Raw genomic sequence first — 14088 nt, 5'->3', positions numbered from 1 at the left:
TGCCCGAGGAGACCGATGAACCTGCGATTCCCCGCCCCGCTGCGGCCCGGCAACACCGTCGGGGTGACGAGCCCTTCGTCCGGGGTGTCGGGGGCGCTGCAGGCGCGCCTCGACGTCGCCCTGGCGACGGTGCGTGACCGGGGCTACCAGGTCGTTGTCGGTGACTGCATGGACGGCTCGGGCCACCTCAGCGCGCCCGCCGCCCAACGGGCCGACGAGCTGCAAGGCATGCTGCTGGACCCGTCGATCCGGGCCGTGGTGCCGCCGTGGGGCGGTGAGACGGCGATCGACCTGATCGGCCTGCTGGACTGGGAGCAGATCGGCCGAGCGGAGCCGACGTGGGTCGTGGGGTTCTCCGACATCGCCACGCTCATCACCACGCTGACGCTGGTCGCGGGTTGGGCGACCATCCACGGCAACAACCTCATGGACACCCCCTACCTCACTCCCGAGGGCCTCGTGTCGTGGCTGGACATCGTCACCCTCGGCCAGGGGGCCACCGTCGTCCAGACGCCGCCGGGTCGGCACCGACGGGGATTCGTCGACTACGTCGAGCATCCGGGCGTCGACGAGTACCTGCTCGACGTCCCCGGATCGTGGACGCGGCTGGACTCCCTGGGCGGGGAGGTCGACGTCACCGGTCGGCTCGTGGGGGGCTGCATCGAGACGCTGGCCAACCTGGCCGGCAGCAGATATCTCGACACCAGCCGGCTGGCGGAGCTGGGAGACGGCCTCCTCGTCTACGTGGAGGCGGCCGGAGACGACGCCCCGGCGATCTGCCGCAACCTGCACGGGATGCGGCTCAACGGGGTGTTCGACCACGCCCGCGCCGTCCTGGTCGGACGCACCTATGCGCCACCGGGGGAGACCCTCACGCAGCACGAGGCGGTGGTCGACGCCCTGGGATGCTCGAGATCCCCATCGTCGCGGACGTCGAGTGCGGACACTGGGCCCCCTACCTGCCGCTCGTCAACGGGGCCCTCGCCAGGGTGGAGCAGGGGCCGGGCATCGCGTGCATCAGGCAGACGCTCGCCTGAGCCAGCCCCCTGGCCGCGGCGAGACTCGGTGGGATCTCCACCGGCAGATGCCTGGGGCACCCGGCGTCGACCTAGGGCAGCGACTCCTGGAGGTACGTCAGCGCCTGGCGCGCGGTCCACCCCTGCGGGTGACGCGCGATGAGCTCGACGGCCCCGGTGAGGTCCTGGCCGAGGGTGACGAGCGGCACCTCGGCATACCCGTCGGTGCGGTGCTGCCCCAGGCCGATGTCGGCCATCAGCCCGTTGCACAGGCACTGCCGTCCGACGGTGTCCGCCAGGCTGCCGCCCTTGCGCAGGTGCATGTGCACCGGCTCCGCCGGACAGCGGTATCCGACCTTGCCGTCCGATCGCTCGTAGGGCTGGCGCAGGTAGGACAGGTCGCACAGGCGCGGGCGAGCGGCATAGACGTCGGCATCGCTGGCCGTGCCGGGGAGCACCGCCACCTTGAACGGGAACCCGGTGGGGCTGGCACGCGGGTCGTTGCGCACGGTCAGGTCGCCATCGCGCAGGCGCGCCAGCAGCTGGTTGCGATTGTCGTCGCTGAGGCCGGAGTCCAGGCTGAGCGCGAACAACGTCCCCACCTGGACGCCCACCGCTCCGGACCGGATCGCCGTGGCGAGGTGCGCCGGGGTCGCTGCTGCGCCGGCCACCCAGAAGGGCAGCCCGAGCTGGGTCAGCTTGGCGAGGTCGGCCTCGTCCCGGGGGCCGTACACCGGGTCGCCCGTCTCGTCGAGCTGCAGCCTGCCGCGGGGAGGGGCGGAGTGGCCTCCGGCAGGGGGCCGCTCGACGACGAAGCCGTCGGGGCGGATCTCGGGGTCACGGTGCAGGTAGGACGCGAGCTGGTTGATCGAGATGATGGCGAGGAAGTCGGGTCGGGTGAGGGTGGGCATCTCGGGTCCGACCAGGTCCACCGGATCGACCTCGATCGACCGCGTGGTGCTGGCCCCGACGACGTCGGCGGTGATCCGGCCGACCTGCCCGGCAGCGAGCGCGCGCAGCAGCGCCGGGATCTCGCGGGGGATGCCGGCACCCATGAGGACGTAGTCCACCCCCGCGAGCATCGCTCCGAGCACCGCGGTCGGCGTGGCCATCTGGATCTTCTCCAGCAGGTTGACGCCCACGACCCCGTCGTGGCACTCCTTGGCCAGCCAGACCTCCGCGAAGTTGGCGACGACGGCGAGCTCCTGCCCCTCGCGGCTGGTCGACAGCGTCAGCTTGGGGACCGGGCGATAGGGGGCGTCGTCGGGTCGCCCACCATCGATGAAGTAGGTGTCGAGCACGCGCTGGGCGACGGGGAGGTTGGGGAAGTGCGCCAGCGCCCGTCGGTAGTGCCCGCCCGGGTCACCGTGCTGCAGGACCCGCGCCAGGACCGCGTCCAGAGCCGTTCCGGAGACCACACCCAGGTGACCGTTGGTGGAGATCGTGCGAGCCAGCCGCCAGCCGGACACCGCCACGCCCATGCCGCCCTGGATGATCACCGGCCGCGGGCGGTGACGGCCAGGCGCCAGCGTCCCGGCATCGGCCTGGGTGGTCAGGGACGGGGCTGCGGTCATGGAGGGACCCACTTTCGGTAGACCTCGGGTGCGGGCGGCGCGGGTGCCGTCATCTAGCCACGCTAGACCCCTCCGGGGGCCACCTCGTGCTACCCGCAGGTACCGCCCGTCGTGCTCACCGAGCCTGTCCCGGCCCGTCGGCGAGGGACGCCCAGTCAGCTGCGGTCATGGCCATGACGTGGGCGTCGACCCAGCCGTCGTCGAACCGGAGGGCGTCACGCAGGGTGCCTCGTGCCGGAACCCCACCGTGTCGTAGACGTGACGGGCGCGCGGGTTGAACGCGTAGACCTCGAGGGCGACCCGGTGCAGGTGCTGCTCCTCGAAGGCGTGGCGCACCGTCAGCCACGTGGCCTCGGTCCCCAGGCCCCGGCCGGTCGCACCGGAGATCCAGATCCGGAAGCCGCACGACAGGTTCTCGACGTCGACGTCGTTGAGCACCGACTCGCCCACGACGCGTCCCGTCTCACGCTCCTCGATCACCCATACCGTGCGGTCGTCGGCCGTCGACCAGGCGTCATAGATGTCCTCGAGCCGGTCCCGGGTGAACCGGTGTGGCTGGTCGGGAGCGCCTGAGTGGACGGACCCGGTGAGCCGACCGACCTCGGGGTCGGCGAGCAGGGGCCACAGGTGATCGACGCTGTCGCGGGTCGCGGGGACGAACCGCACGAGTCGACCGTCCAGGACGGGCTTGCGGGTGAAGTCGGGGGCGGACACGAGCCCACTGTGCGTGGCGACGGACGCGCGTGACAAGCACATTGCCTCGGCAACCCAGGCACGCTCCCGGCTATCGTGGGGATCGTGATCACGGTCCAGGACAGCCTCGCCCGGCTGCGACGCGTCGCCGACGACGGCAGCCTGGCGAGCGCCTGCCTGGAGATCGGGGTGGCGCTCCTCGTGGTCCATGGATCCGTGCTGACGCGCCCTGACCGGGCCCGCGACGTCGACCTGGCCTACGCCGTGCTCGGTGAGCCGGCGTCGGACGAGCTCACCCTGGTCAACCGGTTCCACGAGCTCGTGCCGGGCGACCACCTGGACCTGATGGACCTGGGCCGAGCCGACCCGGTCGCGCGGCTGGCCGCCCTCCAGCGGGGGGAGCTGCTGCACGAGGCGGAGCCACACCTCTACGCCGAGCAGCACCTGGCGGCCGTCGGCGCCTATCGGGACACGCAGTGGATGCGCGATCGCGCCCTGGAGCGGCTCTGATGCCCCCTCGCGACCTCGACGACCAGGTGGTCGTACGACGGCTGACCGCCATCCGTGAGCTGGTGGACCTGCTGGCCCGCCAGGGGGAGGTCAGCGGGGCGCAGCTGCGGGACGACCTCGTGCTGCGCCTGGCCGTGGAGCGCGCTCTGTCTCAGCTGGTCGACCTGGCCAGCGACGTCAACTCGCACGTCGTGGCCGTCGCGGGGATCGCTGAGCCCACGGATTACCGCTCGTCCTTCCGCCAGGCTGCGCGCGCTGGACTGATCACTGACGAGCTGGCGAGACGTCTCGGCCCCAGCGTCGGCCTGCGCGACATCGTCATCCACGAGTACGTGCAGGTCGACCTGGACCTGGTGGCGAGGGCCGTTCCCCAGGCCGCGTCGCAGTTCGACGAGTACGTCGCGCAGGTCAAGGCCTGGCTGCAGGCCCGCGCCCAGGAACCGGCTGCCCCGGTGACGCCGGTGACGCCGGGTGAGCGGGCTGGCTAGGGTCGTCGTATGACGTCCCACGAGCGCGGTGCCCACGCGGAGCGAAGGCGGTGACGGAGGCAAGCCGCTGGGCGCGGTCCGCGGTGGCGCACGTGGACGGCCTGAGCAGAGGTGGGGCTCTGGACCGCTCGCTGCGCGTCACCGTGAACTTCCACCCGGACCGGGGACCCCGCGGCGACACGGTCATGGACCGCCTCGCTCGTGACGGCATCTATCGAAGCCAGTTCGAGACGGGCACCAGCAACGGCGGCCTCACCGCACATCCTGGTGGTGATCGGTTCCGTTGGGAGACAAGGATGTTCGGGGGTGCGTATGACGACGCGCCCTTCTCGGAGCGGCCTCGGTACGGCGCGCTGAACCACCGTCGCCGCGGGGTCGGGGGAGCGGTGCGCTTCGGGTCGTCCCACCTGCGCCTGGCCGAGCCTGTCCTGGACCGGACGACCTTCTGCTTCCCGGACTCGTTCCGCGAACCGGCGGACTTCGGGACGGCCCGTCGCTTCGACCTGCTGCGTCTGTCGGACGCTTTCGACCTCGCTGCGGCGGCGTGCACCTCGGAGCGGGAGGAGGCCGAGCAGGGCGGCTTGCTGGACGACTACGTGGAGGCCCACGTCCACGGCGTCGTCGCGATCCCGGACGACGTCGAGGCGGTGGTGCTGGATCCGTCATACCGGGGAACCGAGGCCGAGGAAGCAGCCGGCGCGCTGGGGGTGCCGGTCGAGTGGCACGAGGGCCGGGTGCTGATGGTCGAGGAGCTCGGGCGGCGTCGGCACTACCGCGACCCTGGCGCGTACGAGGTGGGGGTGGCGGTAGCGCGGGACGGGCTGCTCGATGCCGCCATCATCGGGGAGGCCGCGCGCACGGGACTGCACCATCCGCAGAGCCTCAAGCAGGTCTGGCACCTCACGGCGAGGTTCGGTCGTCCGGTCCATGACTGGCGGACGACGACGCACGACTGGGGCACCTCGGTCGACCACGGGCATCTCGCCGAGCTGCGTTCCCGTGCACGGGCGCTCGGGGGCGTCAGCCTGCGCCACCTGGTGCTGGAGGTGCTGGCCTACGCGAACGACGAGGCCGAGGAGCTGGTTCGCCAGGGACTGGCTGTCGTCACGCTGCACCCGGACGGGTCCGTGGAGATCCGTGACGACGGACGGGGGACGGACACCCGCCGCGACGACGCCGGGAGGATCGTGCGCAAGCCCGTGATGGCGACGCAGGATGTGCGCTTCGCCGATCCCGGGTCCGCGCCACGGTTCGCGGACGGTCGACCGAGGGCGGGGATGTCGTCCGTAGCCGCCGTCTCGCGCTGGCTCGTGCACACCAACCGCCGGGAGGAGGGCGCCTGGTCGCAGCGCTACGAGCACGGTGTGCCGACGACGATCTTGGAGGACGTCACGCCGTCCCCCGGTGAGGGGACGGGGACGAGCGTGCGGTTCCTGCCGGACCCTGCCTACGTCGCGGTGGGGGACCTGTCGTCGGACGACCTCGGCCGTCATCCGTGGATCGAGGTCAGGCTCCGTGGGTGAGGGCTCTGTTCCACCGATGGCCCGTCTGACGTCGGGTCTCGCCGCGGCGGAAGGCGTGATCCCAGGGGCACACGAGGCGAGTCACACGGCCTCCGGCAGGGCGCGGACCTCGAGGGAGGAGCCGTTCTGGGTCCGGATCAGCCTGACCTGGGCTGGAATTCGCTGCCTGAGCTCGGCGACGTGGCTGATGATGCCGACGCTGCGACCGCCTGCTCGGAGGCCGTCGAGGACCTCCATCACGTGCTCCAGAGCCGCCTCGTCGAGCGTGCCGAACCCCTCGTCGACGAACAGTGTGTCCAGGTCGACACCGCCGGCCTCGGCCCGTACTGCGTCGCCCAGCCCGAGCGCGAGCGCCAGGGAAGCCATGAAGGTCTCACCGCCGGACAGCGTCGTCGTGTCGCGTGCCTTGCCGCTCCAGGCGTCGACGACCTCCAGACCCAGCCCGCTGCGAGCACCGCGCGCCGCCAGCCGGTCGGAGTGGCGCAGCTCGTAGCGGCCGTCGGTCATCACGGCGAGCCGCTCGTTGGCCAGCACGACGACCTCCTCGAGACGGGCCGCCAGCACGTAGGTGGGCAGGCTCATCCGGCGCAGGTTGTTGGCACCGGTCCCGGCCACCGTGTCCGCGACCTCACGGATGGTGTCGGCACGACGCACGGCAGGAGCCAGCGACTCGAGGAGGCCGAGCACCTCGGCGGTGTGCCGGGCGAGGAGCGCGCCGGCGTCCTCCGCGACCCGCGCGGAGCCGGTCGCTTCGCGCGCAGCCGCCCTGGCGCGCTCCACCCTGATCGCCAGGGCCTCCAGGTCAGGGGTGTCGGTGGCCATCGCGTCGGCCACCTCGGGGTCGTCGAGGACGGCGCGTGCCTGCAGGAGGGCCTGGTCGTGGCGCGCCAGGGTGGTCTCGAGCCGGCGCCGCTGCTCGGTGGGCAGCGCGGCCGCTCGCACCTCCTGCGCGTCCTCGAAGTCTGAGCCCTGCAGGCTCTCGGCCAGGGTCTCCTCGGCTCGGAGCAGGTCGCGTCGAGCCCGTGCGTGGGCGGAGCGGGTCTCGTGCAGCACTCCCAGTGACTCGACCGCAGAGCGAACGCTCGTGAGGAGCTCACGGACCAGTGACGCACGCGGGACCGAGGACCGCTGCGGGGAGTCGGCCGGGGGGAGCACGAGCTGCAGGGTCTCCTCCTCACCGAGCTCGTCGAGCAGCCTCCAGGCCTCGGCGCGCTCGGCCTCGCTGCGGCTGCGGGCCAGCTCGACGCGTGAGCGGGCCGCCGCCAGCTGCTCGGAAGCGGCGCCGAGCGCGGTCCGCCGGCGCTCGATGTCGAGGTCCGCCTCGTGCAGGCGCGCCTCAGCCTTGACCAGAGCGGCAGCGGCCCGCTGCGCCGCGGTGTGATGCGCCTGGGCCGTGGCCAGGGCCGGCGCGACCTCCTCCGCCGGCAGGTCGTCGAGCGTGGCGAGCCGGTCGCGCAGCTCGTCGGCGTGCGCGGCCCGGGTGGCGCGAGCGGACTCGAGCGCGGACACCGCCTCGACCTCCGCGGACCGGGCCTGGGCGAGGACCGCCTCGGCGGCCTCCACGTCCTCGGACGTGACCAGGTCGCCGGCCTCGCCCGTGGCAGGGTCCGGATGCTCGGTCGCCCCGCACACCGGGCAGGGCTCGTCCGTCTCGAGGCCGAGCGCCAGCTCGGCCGCCAGGCCGTCGGCGCGTCGGCGGTGGAGCCGGGCGGCGTCCTCCTGCCGGGCACTGCGCTCCGCCGCAGCGGACGCGGCAGCGCGCGCGTGCGCGTCAACCCGTCCCTCGTCCGCGGTCAGCGTCTTGATGCGCGCCGCCGCGTCTCGAAGCCGCTCGACCTTGAGCCGGGCCGACTCCGCTCCCTCTGCCGTCGCGGTCAGCGCAGCCATGGCCTCGGCCTGCTCGGTCCGGGTGCCCTGGGCGCGCTCCAGGCGCGTCCGTGACTCCGCCACCGCGGCGGCGTGCCCGGTGACGGCTGCCGCGCTGGTCTCGGCCTCCTCCCGAGCGCTGTCCGCGTGGGACACCTGGACCGCGATGCGGGTGGCGAGGTCCGCCGCAGCGTCGACGCGGCGGGTGACGTCCCGCAGCACCTGCTCGTCGAGCTCGTCGAGCTGGTCGGGCTCGTCGGGCTGGTCGGGCTGTTCGGGCTCGTCGGGCTGTTCGGCGCCTCCCGGCTGTACGTCGAGACCCGCGTCGTCAGGTGCAGCCCGTGGCCGCAGGCCGAGGCCCGAGCCCAGTCCCGCGGGGAGGGCCTCGACCGCCTGACCATGAGCGGCCGCCGCCTCGACCGCGGCCGCAGACCGCTGGGAGGCGGTGGTGACGTAGGCGATGAGCTCGGCCGCCGCCGCCGCGCGACCAACCTGCGCCCGCACCGACCGGATGTCGTCGGCCTGCGCCTCGAGGCCGGCGAGCGTGGCTGTGGCCGTCGCCGCCTTGGCGCGCAGGGCGTGCACCCGGCGCCCGGTCTCGTCGGCGCTCGCGGCGCCTCGGCGGGCCGCGTCCGCGTCGGCGGCCGCAGCGCCGAGCGCGGCGACCACGCTCTCGACCCGGGCGCGGAGCGTCGTGAGTGCCTGCCTGATGGCGTCAGCGTCGGACGCCGTGGTGTCCACGAGCAGGTCCTCCACGGCATCCGTCGCCTCGGGCGTCGGGCTCGTCGCCTGCCCGTGCGCGAGGTCCGCGCCCACGGGCTGCCGCCGGTCGTCGTGGGGTGACTTCTCGGGCTGGGTGGGGTCGTGGACGGCGTTGCTCGATGCGGGCGCTGGTGCAACGGCCAGCGCCTGGCCCGCGGCGTCGTTGACGCGGGTGAGCGTGCTCGTGAGACGCGCACGCGCCTCCTTGACCTCGGCCTCCACCTCGCGGCGCCGGGCCTCCAGCCAACGCTGCACCTGCTCGAACCGCGTGGTGTCGAACAGTCGCTGCAGGATCGCGGCACGCTCGTCCGTCGAGGCCCGCAGGAAGCGGGCGAACTCGCCCTGGGGGAGCAGGACGACCGTGGCGAACTGCTCGAGGCCCAGGCCCACCACCTCGCGGACGATCCCGCCGACCTCGTCGGCGCGACCGGACCCACGGTCGATCCAGCTGCCCTCGACGCGCTCGACCATGACGACCTTGTGCTGCTGCCTCGTCGTTCCGGTGCCGCGCTTCTTGGGGCGTTCGTACTCCGGGGAGCGGGTGGTCCGGAACCGTCGGGAGCCCACCGACCACTCGAGCTCGACCTCGGGGACCGCCTCGGCAGCCGCATGGTCCGAGCGCAGGGACCCCTTCTGCCGGGCGCCCGGGACGTCGCCGTAGAGGGCGAAGCACACGGCGTCGAGCAGGCTGGTCTTGCCTGCGCCGGTCGGGCCGTTGATGAGGAACAGCCCGGCCGCGCCGAGCTCGTCGAGGTCGACCTCGACCGTGCCGGCGAAGGGGCCGAAGGCGGTGACCCGCAGGTGGTGCAGCTTCACGTCGATCCCTCCCCGCTGGAGGCGACGCGGACGGCCTCGAGAGCCTCGACGACCACGGCGTGCTCCTCGGCACTGGGGGTCGCCCCGCCGCGGACGTGCTCCAGGAAGCCGTCCACCAGCTCGGGGTCGGACGCGACGCGGATGCGGGCGGCATACGACCGGCTCTGCGACGGCTCGATCCCCTGGGGGTCGAGCTGCAGGGACAAGGTGTGGGGGAAGCGTCGGCGGACCTTGTCGATGGCATCGAGCGGACGGACCGCGTCGGTCAGCGTGACCTGGCAGTAGGCGGACTCGGCGGCCTGGTGCGCCGGGTCGCGCAGCAGGTCCTCGAGGTCGCCTCGCAGGACCGCCAGAGGCGTGTGGACGGGGGCCTCGATCCGCTCGGTCCGGACGTCGCCGGAGCGCGCGTCGCCGAGGTCCACCAGCCACGACGACTTGGTGTGCCGAGCCTCGGAGAAGCTCATGGCGACGGGGGACCCGGAGTAGCGCACCCGCTCGTCGAGCGTCTGGGCGCCGTGCAGGTGCCCGAGGCCCACGTAGTCGGCCTCGCGGAACAGGGAGAGGGGCACGTCGCCCACCCCGCCCACGCTGATGTCCCGCTCGCTGTCGCTCGCCTCGCCCCCGGTGACGAAGGCGTGCGCCAGCACCACCACCGGCCCTTGGTGCCGCTCGGCGTCGGCCGTCACCCGAGCCAGCGCCCGCTCGATGACCCCGTGGTGGGACCGCTCGGCGCCGTCGAGCTCGTCCGCCACCACCGACGGCTCGAGGTAGGGCAGGGCATAGATGCGGGTGGCGCCGATCGTGATGGGCCGCGACAGGTCGGCGACCGACGTGCGCAGGTGGACCCCCGCCCGCTCGAGCAGCGGGCCACCGAAGCCGAGCCGCACCGCGGAGTCGTGGTTGCCGCTCGCCAGCACCACCTGGGCCCCCGCGTCGGTGATGCGGCGCAGGGCCTCCGAGAGCAGCGACACGGTCTGCGGGGCCGGCAGCGCCCGGTCGTAGACGTCGCCCGCGATCGCCACGACGTCGACGCCCTCCGAGCGCACCACCTCCACAAGGTGGTCGAGGAACTGCTCCTGGGCAGGCAGCAGCCCGACCTGGTGGAAGGAACGGCCCAGGTGCCAGTCCGAGGTGTGGAGCATCCGCATGGTCGACACCCTAGGAGCGACCACCGACAGACCCTCGGGGACGCGCCCTCGAGCGGCAGATCGCAGACCGGACGCGCCGCGGACCGGTCATGGTGCGCGCCGCGGCCCCGCATGTGGTGCGCTAGTCCGCATGGGTCAAGAGATCTCCGCCGGGCTGAACGCCCGCGAGCTGCGTCAACGTTATCGAGAAAAGGTCCAGCAGTGCCTGGACGTGCTGGAGCGCATGCTCGGGCAGCAGGACTTCGAGACCAGCGAGCCGATGGCAGGACTGGAGATCGAGATGAACCTCGTCGACCAGGACCTGCGACCCAGCATGACCAACGAGGCGGTTCTCGAGGCCATCGACGACCCCTTCTTCCAGAGCGAGCTCGCGCGCTTCAACATCGAGCTCAACGTCGAGCCGGAGCCGCTCGCGGGCGATCGCCTCCACGCGCTGGAGCAGACGCTGCGCGAGCACCTGCGCGCGGCCCGGGACAAGACCGGTGACACGGACATCGTCACCATCGGCATCCTGCCCACGCTGACCAAGGAGCACCTGGGGCGTGACGCGCTGACGCCGACGCCGCGCTACCTCGGGCTCAACGACGCGATCATGGAGGCGCGGGGCGAGGACCTGCTCCTGGACATGGAGGGACGGGGCGGCGAGCGGGTGGCCACCTTCGTGGACACGATCGCTCCCGAGGCCGCCTGCACGTCGGTGCAGTGCCACCTGCAGGTCGCGCCCGCGGACTTCGCGAACTTCTGGAACGCCGCGCAGGCCATCGCGGGGGTGCAGATGGCGGTGGGGGCCAACTCGCCATACCTCTTTGGCTCCCAGCTCTGGGCAGAGACGCGGATCCAGCTGTTCCACCAGGCCACGGACACCCGCCCGATCGAGCTGCGCAACCAGGGGGTGCGGCCGAGAGTGTGGTTCGGTGAGCGGTGGGTGACCTCGATCTTCGACCTGTTCGAGGAGAACGTCCGCTACTTCCCCGCGCTCATCCCCGAGGTCAGCGAGGAGGACCCGGTGGGTGTGATGGAGTCGGGCACGGCTCCCGAGCTGTCCGAGCTCAAGCTGCACAACGGCACCGTCTATCGCTGGAACCGCCCCATCTACGACACCGTGAACGGCAAGCCGCACCTGCGGGTGGAGAACCGCGTCCTGCCGGCCGGCCCCACCGTGGCCGACACGATGGCCAACGCGGCCTTCTACTACGGCCTCGTCAACGCTCTCGTCAGCATGGAGCGGCCGCTGTGGTCCAAGATGAGCTTCGCCTCGGCCAAGGAGAACTTCTTCGCCGGTGCCCGCCGAGGCTTCAACGCCAACCTCTACTGGCCGGGTCGCGGTGACGTCCCCGTGGACGAGCTGGTCCTGCGCCAGCTGCTGCCGTTGGCCGACTCGGGACTGGAGTCGTGGGGGGTGGCGACAGCCGTGCGCGACCGCTACCTCGGCATCATCGAGGAGCGGTGCAAGGCCGAGATGAACGGCGCGGCCTGGCAGGTGCGCTGCGTGGACCGGCTGCAGGACCGGGGCGCCAACCGCGACGAGGCCCTGCGGCGGATGCTGCACCGCTACGTCGACAACATGCACGAGGGTGAGCCCGTGCACACGTGGTCGCTGCCGCGCTGATCAGCGCGGTGCGGGCTGGTTCCAGCGCTGGATCGAGGGGAAGGCACGCTCGTAGCCCAGCACGCTGATCGACCCGGCGTGCAGCTCCAGCTGGGCTCCGAACCTCGGCTCGGTGCGCAGCCACACGCTGGTGAGGATCCGAGTGGTGTGGCCGTGCCCGACCAGCACGACGTCCTTGCCCTCCTTGAGGACGGGCATCACGCGGTCGATGACCGCGCGCGCCCGGGCGGCGACCTGCTCGATCGACTCGCCGGGGCTGTCGCCGGCGGCGACCCCGTCCTGCCAGACCGTCCAGTCGTAGCCGAGCTCCTCGCGGATCTCGGCCGTCGTGCGGCCCTCGTAGCCGCCGTAGTCCCACTCCACGAGGTTGGGGTCGATCGCGGGCTCGGGCAGACCCACGAGCTCGGCGGTGCGTCGCGCTCGCCGCATGGGTGACGACAGGACCAGTGCGAAGTCGAACTCCTCGAGCAGGGGAGCGGTGCGGCGCGCCGCCTCCGCGCCGTGCTCGGTGAGGTCCAGGTCGGTGGTGCCGGTGTGCTTCATGGCCTTGGACCACTCCGTCTCGCCGTGACGGATCAGGACGAGTCGGCCCTCGGGGACGGGGCGGACGGTGGGGCTACCGGTGTCGTTGCTCACGGTGGCAGGCTAGCGGTCATGACGACCTCCCAGCAGCCTGACCACCGCCGTTCCGTCCAGCTCGAGCGGACCAGCCTTGGGCGGTATGCCGCCACCAACGCTCGCGGCGGGACGCTCGAGCTAGGCACCGGCGAGGACGCGGCGTTCACCCCCGTCGAGGCCCTGCTGGCCGCGATCGGAGGCTGCTCGATGGTCGACCTCGACCACCTCACCTCGCGGCGTGCCGAGCCTGCGGGGTTCTCGGTGGAGGTGGGTGGCGACAAGGTCAAGGTCGACGGCGAGTCGCGCCTCGAGGGCCTGACGATCACCTGGCAGGTCACCTTCCCGGAGGGAGCGGAGGGCGACGCGGCCCGCCGGGTGCTCCCTGACGCGATCCGTATGTCGCACGACCGGCTCTGCACGGTGGGGCGCACCGTCGAGGTGGGGACCCCCATCGCTAACATCGAGTCAGGTGAGGAGCCTCGCCGGGCGCAGGTGCGACCGGACGCCGAGTGACCCCACGACGCGGGCTCCGCCGACGAGCGAAGGAGCCTGTCATGACCCACGACACCATCCCCACCGACCTCATCGTCGTCGGGGTCGACGGCTCAGCGCTCGCGCGCCCGGCCCTGGAGTGGGCGGCTCGCGAGGCTGAGGGACGCAAAGCGGGACTGCTGCTCGTGATGGCCCAAGAGGTCGCGCAGCCAGCGCCGCACGAGCTGGGGTGGTCCTACGGGCTCGAGGAGCTCGTCCAGCAGGGCACCGAGCGGGTCCTGGACGAGGCCCAGGCTGCCGTGCGCGTGGCCCACCCCGACCTCGAGGTGACGAGCCAGGCCGTCTGGGGCAGCCCTTCGGCGGCGCTGATCGAGGCGTCCCGGCACGCGCAGCTCGTGGTCACGGGAAGCCGTGGGGCGGGCGGATGGGAGGGGCTGCTGCTCGGCAGCGTCTCGGGCGCTGTCGCTGCGCACGCGCACTGTCCCGTGGTCGTCGTCCCCGACCGTGCGGCCGGAGCCCCGGCGGACGGGCCGGTGGTGCTCGGCGTCGACGACTCGGCCGAGGGGCACCGGGCCGCGGCGTTCGCTTTCGGTGAGGCCGACGGTCGAGGTGTGCCGCTGGTGGCCGTCCGGGCCTGGACGATGGAGTTCGAGGGCGGCGTCGTCCCGACGGAGCAGGGCTCCTCCGCGCACGACGAGATGACCCGGCGTCACACCGAGCTGGTGGAGCACGTGCTCCAGCACGGCCGCGAGCAGCACCCGGACGTGGTCGTCGAAGCCCGCATCCGCCGCGGCTCGTCGGTCAAGGCGCTCGCGGAGGAGTCCCGCAGCGCCTCGATGGTCGTCGTGGGCAGCCGCGGGCGGGGTGGCTTCGCGGGCATGCTGCTCGGGTCGACCAGCCGGCAGGTCCTGCAGGCCTCGCACGCACCGGTGGCCGTGGTCCGCGTCTGAACGACGACTTGTCCACAGGTCGT

The 14088-nt window shown here is 72.6% G+C and carries 12 protein-coding genes; 7 read left to right on the top strand and 5 right to left on the bottom strand.

The annotated features are described in order from the left end of the window. The first annotated feature begins 15 nt into the window (after positions 1-15). Complete coding sequence (locus B4K29_RS11750; protein WP_313666755.1) at positions 16-1179, top strand: LD-carboxypeptidase; 1164 nt, start codon at positions 16-18, stop codon at positions 1177-1179. Here the strand turns inward: B4K29_RS11750 and B4K29_RS11745 are convergent. Beyond that, positions 1109-2590, bottom strand: a complete 1482-nt coding sequence (locus B4K29_RS11745) for a nitronate monooxygenase (protein WP_313666756.1) — start codon at positions 2588-2590, stop codon at positions 1109-1111. The two genes, B4K29_RS11750 and B4K29_RS11745, sit on opposite strands and share 71 nt — an antisense overlap. Positions 2591-2755: 165 nt before the next feature. After that, complete coding sequence (locus B4K29_RS11740; RefSeq protein WP_286967382.1) at positions 2756-3304, bottom strand: GNAT family N-acetyltransferase; 549 nt, start codon at positions 3302-3304, stop codon at positions 2756-2758. Between the two features lie 84 nt (positions 3305-3388). Here B4K29_RS11740 and B4K29_RS11735 point away from each other — a divergent pair, with 84 nt between their 5' ends. From B4K29_RS11735 to B4K29_RS11725, 3 genes are read left to right on the top strand one after another with little or no spacing between them, the layout of a single operon-like run. Then, on the top strand, positions 3389-3793 hold the full coding sequence (locus B4K29_RS11735; protein ID WP_019285800.1) for a nucleotidyltransferase domain-containing protein: 405 nt from the start codon (positions 3389-3391) through the stop codon (positions 3791-3793). Then, complete coding sequence (gene hepT, locus B4K29_RS11730; protein ID WP_286959309.1) at positions 3793-4281, top strand: type VII toxin-antitoxin system HepT family RNase toxin; 489 nt, start codon at positions 3793-3795, stop codon at positions 4279-4281. The genes B4K29_RS11735 and hepT overlap by 1 nt, the downstream gene beginning before the upstream one ends. Before the next feature lie 50 nt (positions 4282-4331). After that, positions 4332-5804: a DUF3626 domain-containing protein gene (locus B4K29_RS11725; protein ID WP_029210585.1), complete on the top strand. Its 1473-nt coding sequence runs from the start codon at positions 4332-4334 to the stop codon at positions 5802-5804. 81 nt (positions 5805-5885) lie between these two features. On the opposite strand, the gene B4K29_RS11720 is transcribed toward B4K29_RS11725, so the two are convergent. Together B4K29_RS11720 and B4K29_RS11715 are read right to left on the bottom strand one after the other, a co-directional pair. Beyond that, positions 5886-9248, bottom strand: coding sequence for an AAA family ATPase (locus tag B4K29_RS11720; RefSeq protein ID WP_286959496.1), 3363 nt, complete (start codon positions 9246-9248; stop codon positions 5886-5888). After that, complete coding sequence (locus B4K29_RS11715; RefSeq protein ID WP_029210587.1) at positions 9245-10396, bottom strand: exonuclease SbcCD subunit D; 1152 nt, start codon at positions 10394-10396, stop codon at positions 9245-9247. The genes B4K29_RS11720 and B4K29_RS11715 overlap by 4 nt, the downstream gene beginning before the upstream one ends. 130 nt (positions 10397-10526) lie before the next feature. Between B4K29_RS11715 and B4K29_RS11710 the strand changes: the two genes are divergently transcribed. After that, entirely contained in the window at positions 10527-12005 is a 1479-nt protein-coding gene (locus B4K29_RS11710) for a hypothetical protein (RefSeq protein WP_019285807.1), read from the top strand. Here B4K29_RS11710 and B4K29_RS11705 read toward each other — a convergent pair whose 3' ends face one another. Next, complete coding sequence (locus tag B4K29_RS11705) at positions 12006-12641, bottom strand: histidine phosphatase family protein (RefSeq protein WP_286959338.1); 636 nt, start codon at positions 12639-12641, stop codon at positions 12006-12008. Between the two features lie 18 nt (positions 12642-12659). Here B4K29_RS11705 and B4K29_RS11700 point away from each other — a divergent pair, with 18 nt between their 5' ends. Both B4K29_RS11700 and B4K29_RS11695 read left to right on the top strand, forming a co-directional pair. Then, complete coding sequence (locus tag B4K29_RS11700) at positions 12660-13136, top strand: OsmC family protein (protein ID WP_286967380.1); 477 nt, start codon at positions 12660-12662, stop codon at positions 13134-13136. Between the two features lie 41 nt (positions 13137-13177). Continuing rightward, positions 13178-14065 (top strand): universal stress protein, encoded by an 888-nt coding sequence (locus B4K29_RS11695; protein WP_019285810.1) that lies wholly within the window; start codon positions 13178-13180, stop codon positions 14063-14065. The last annotated feature ends 23 nt before the right edge of the window (positions 14066-14088 follow it).

Source organism: Arsenicicoccus sp. UBA6765 (assembly GCF_002453335.1).
Lineage (GTDB): Bacteria > Actinomycetota > Actinomycetes > Actinomycetales > Dermatophilaceae > Arsenicicoccus > Arsenicicoccus bolidensis.
Note: the sequence above shows the minus strand (reverse complement) of the source record. Positions and strands in the feature narration are given on the sequence as shown.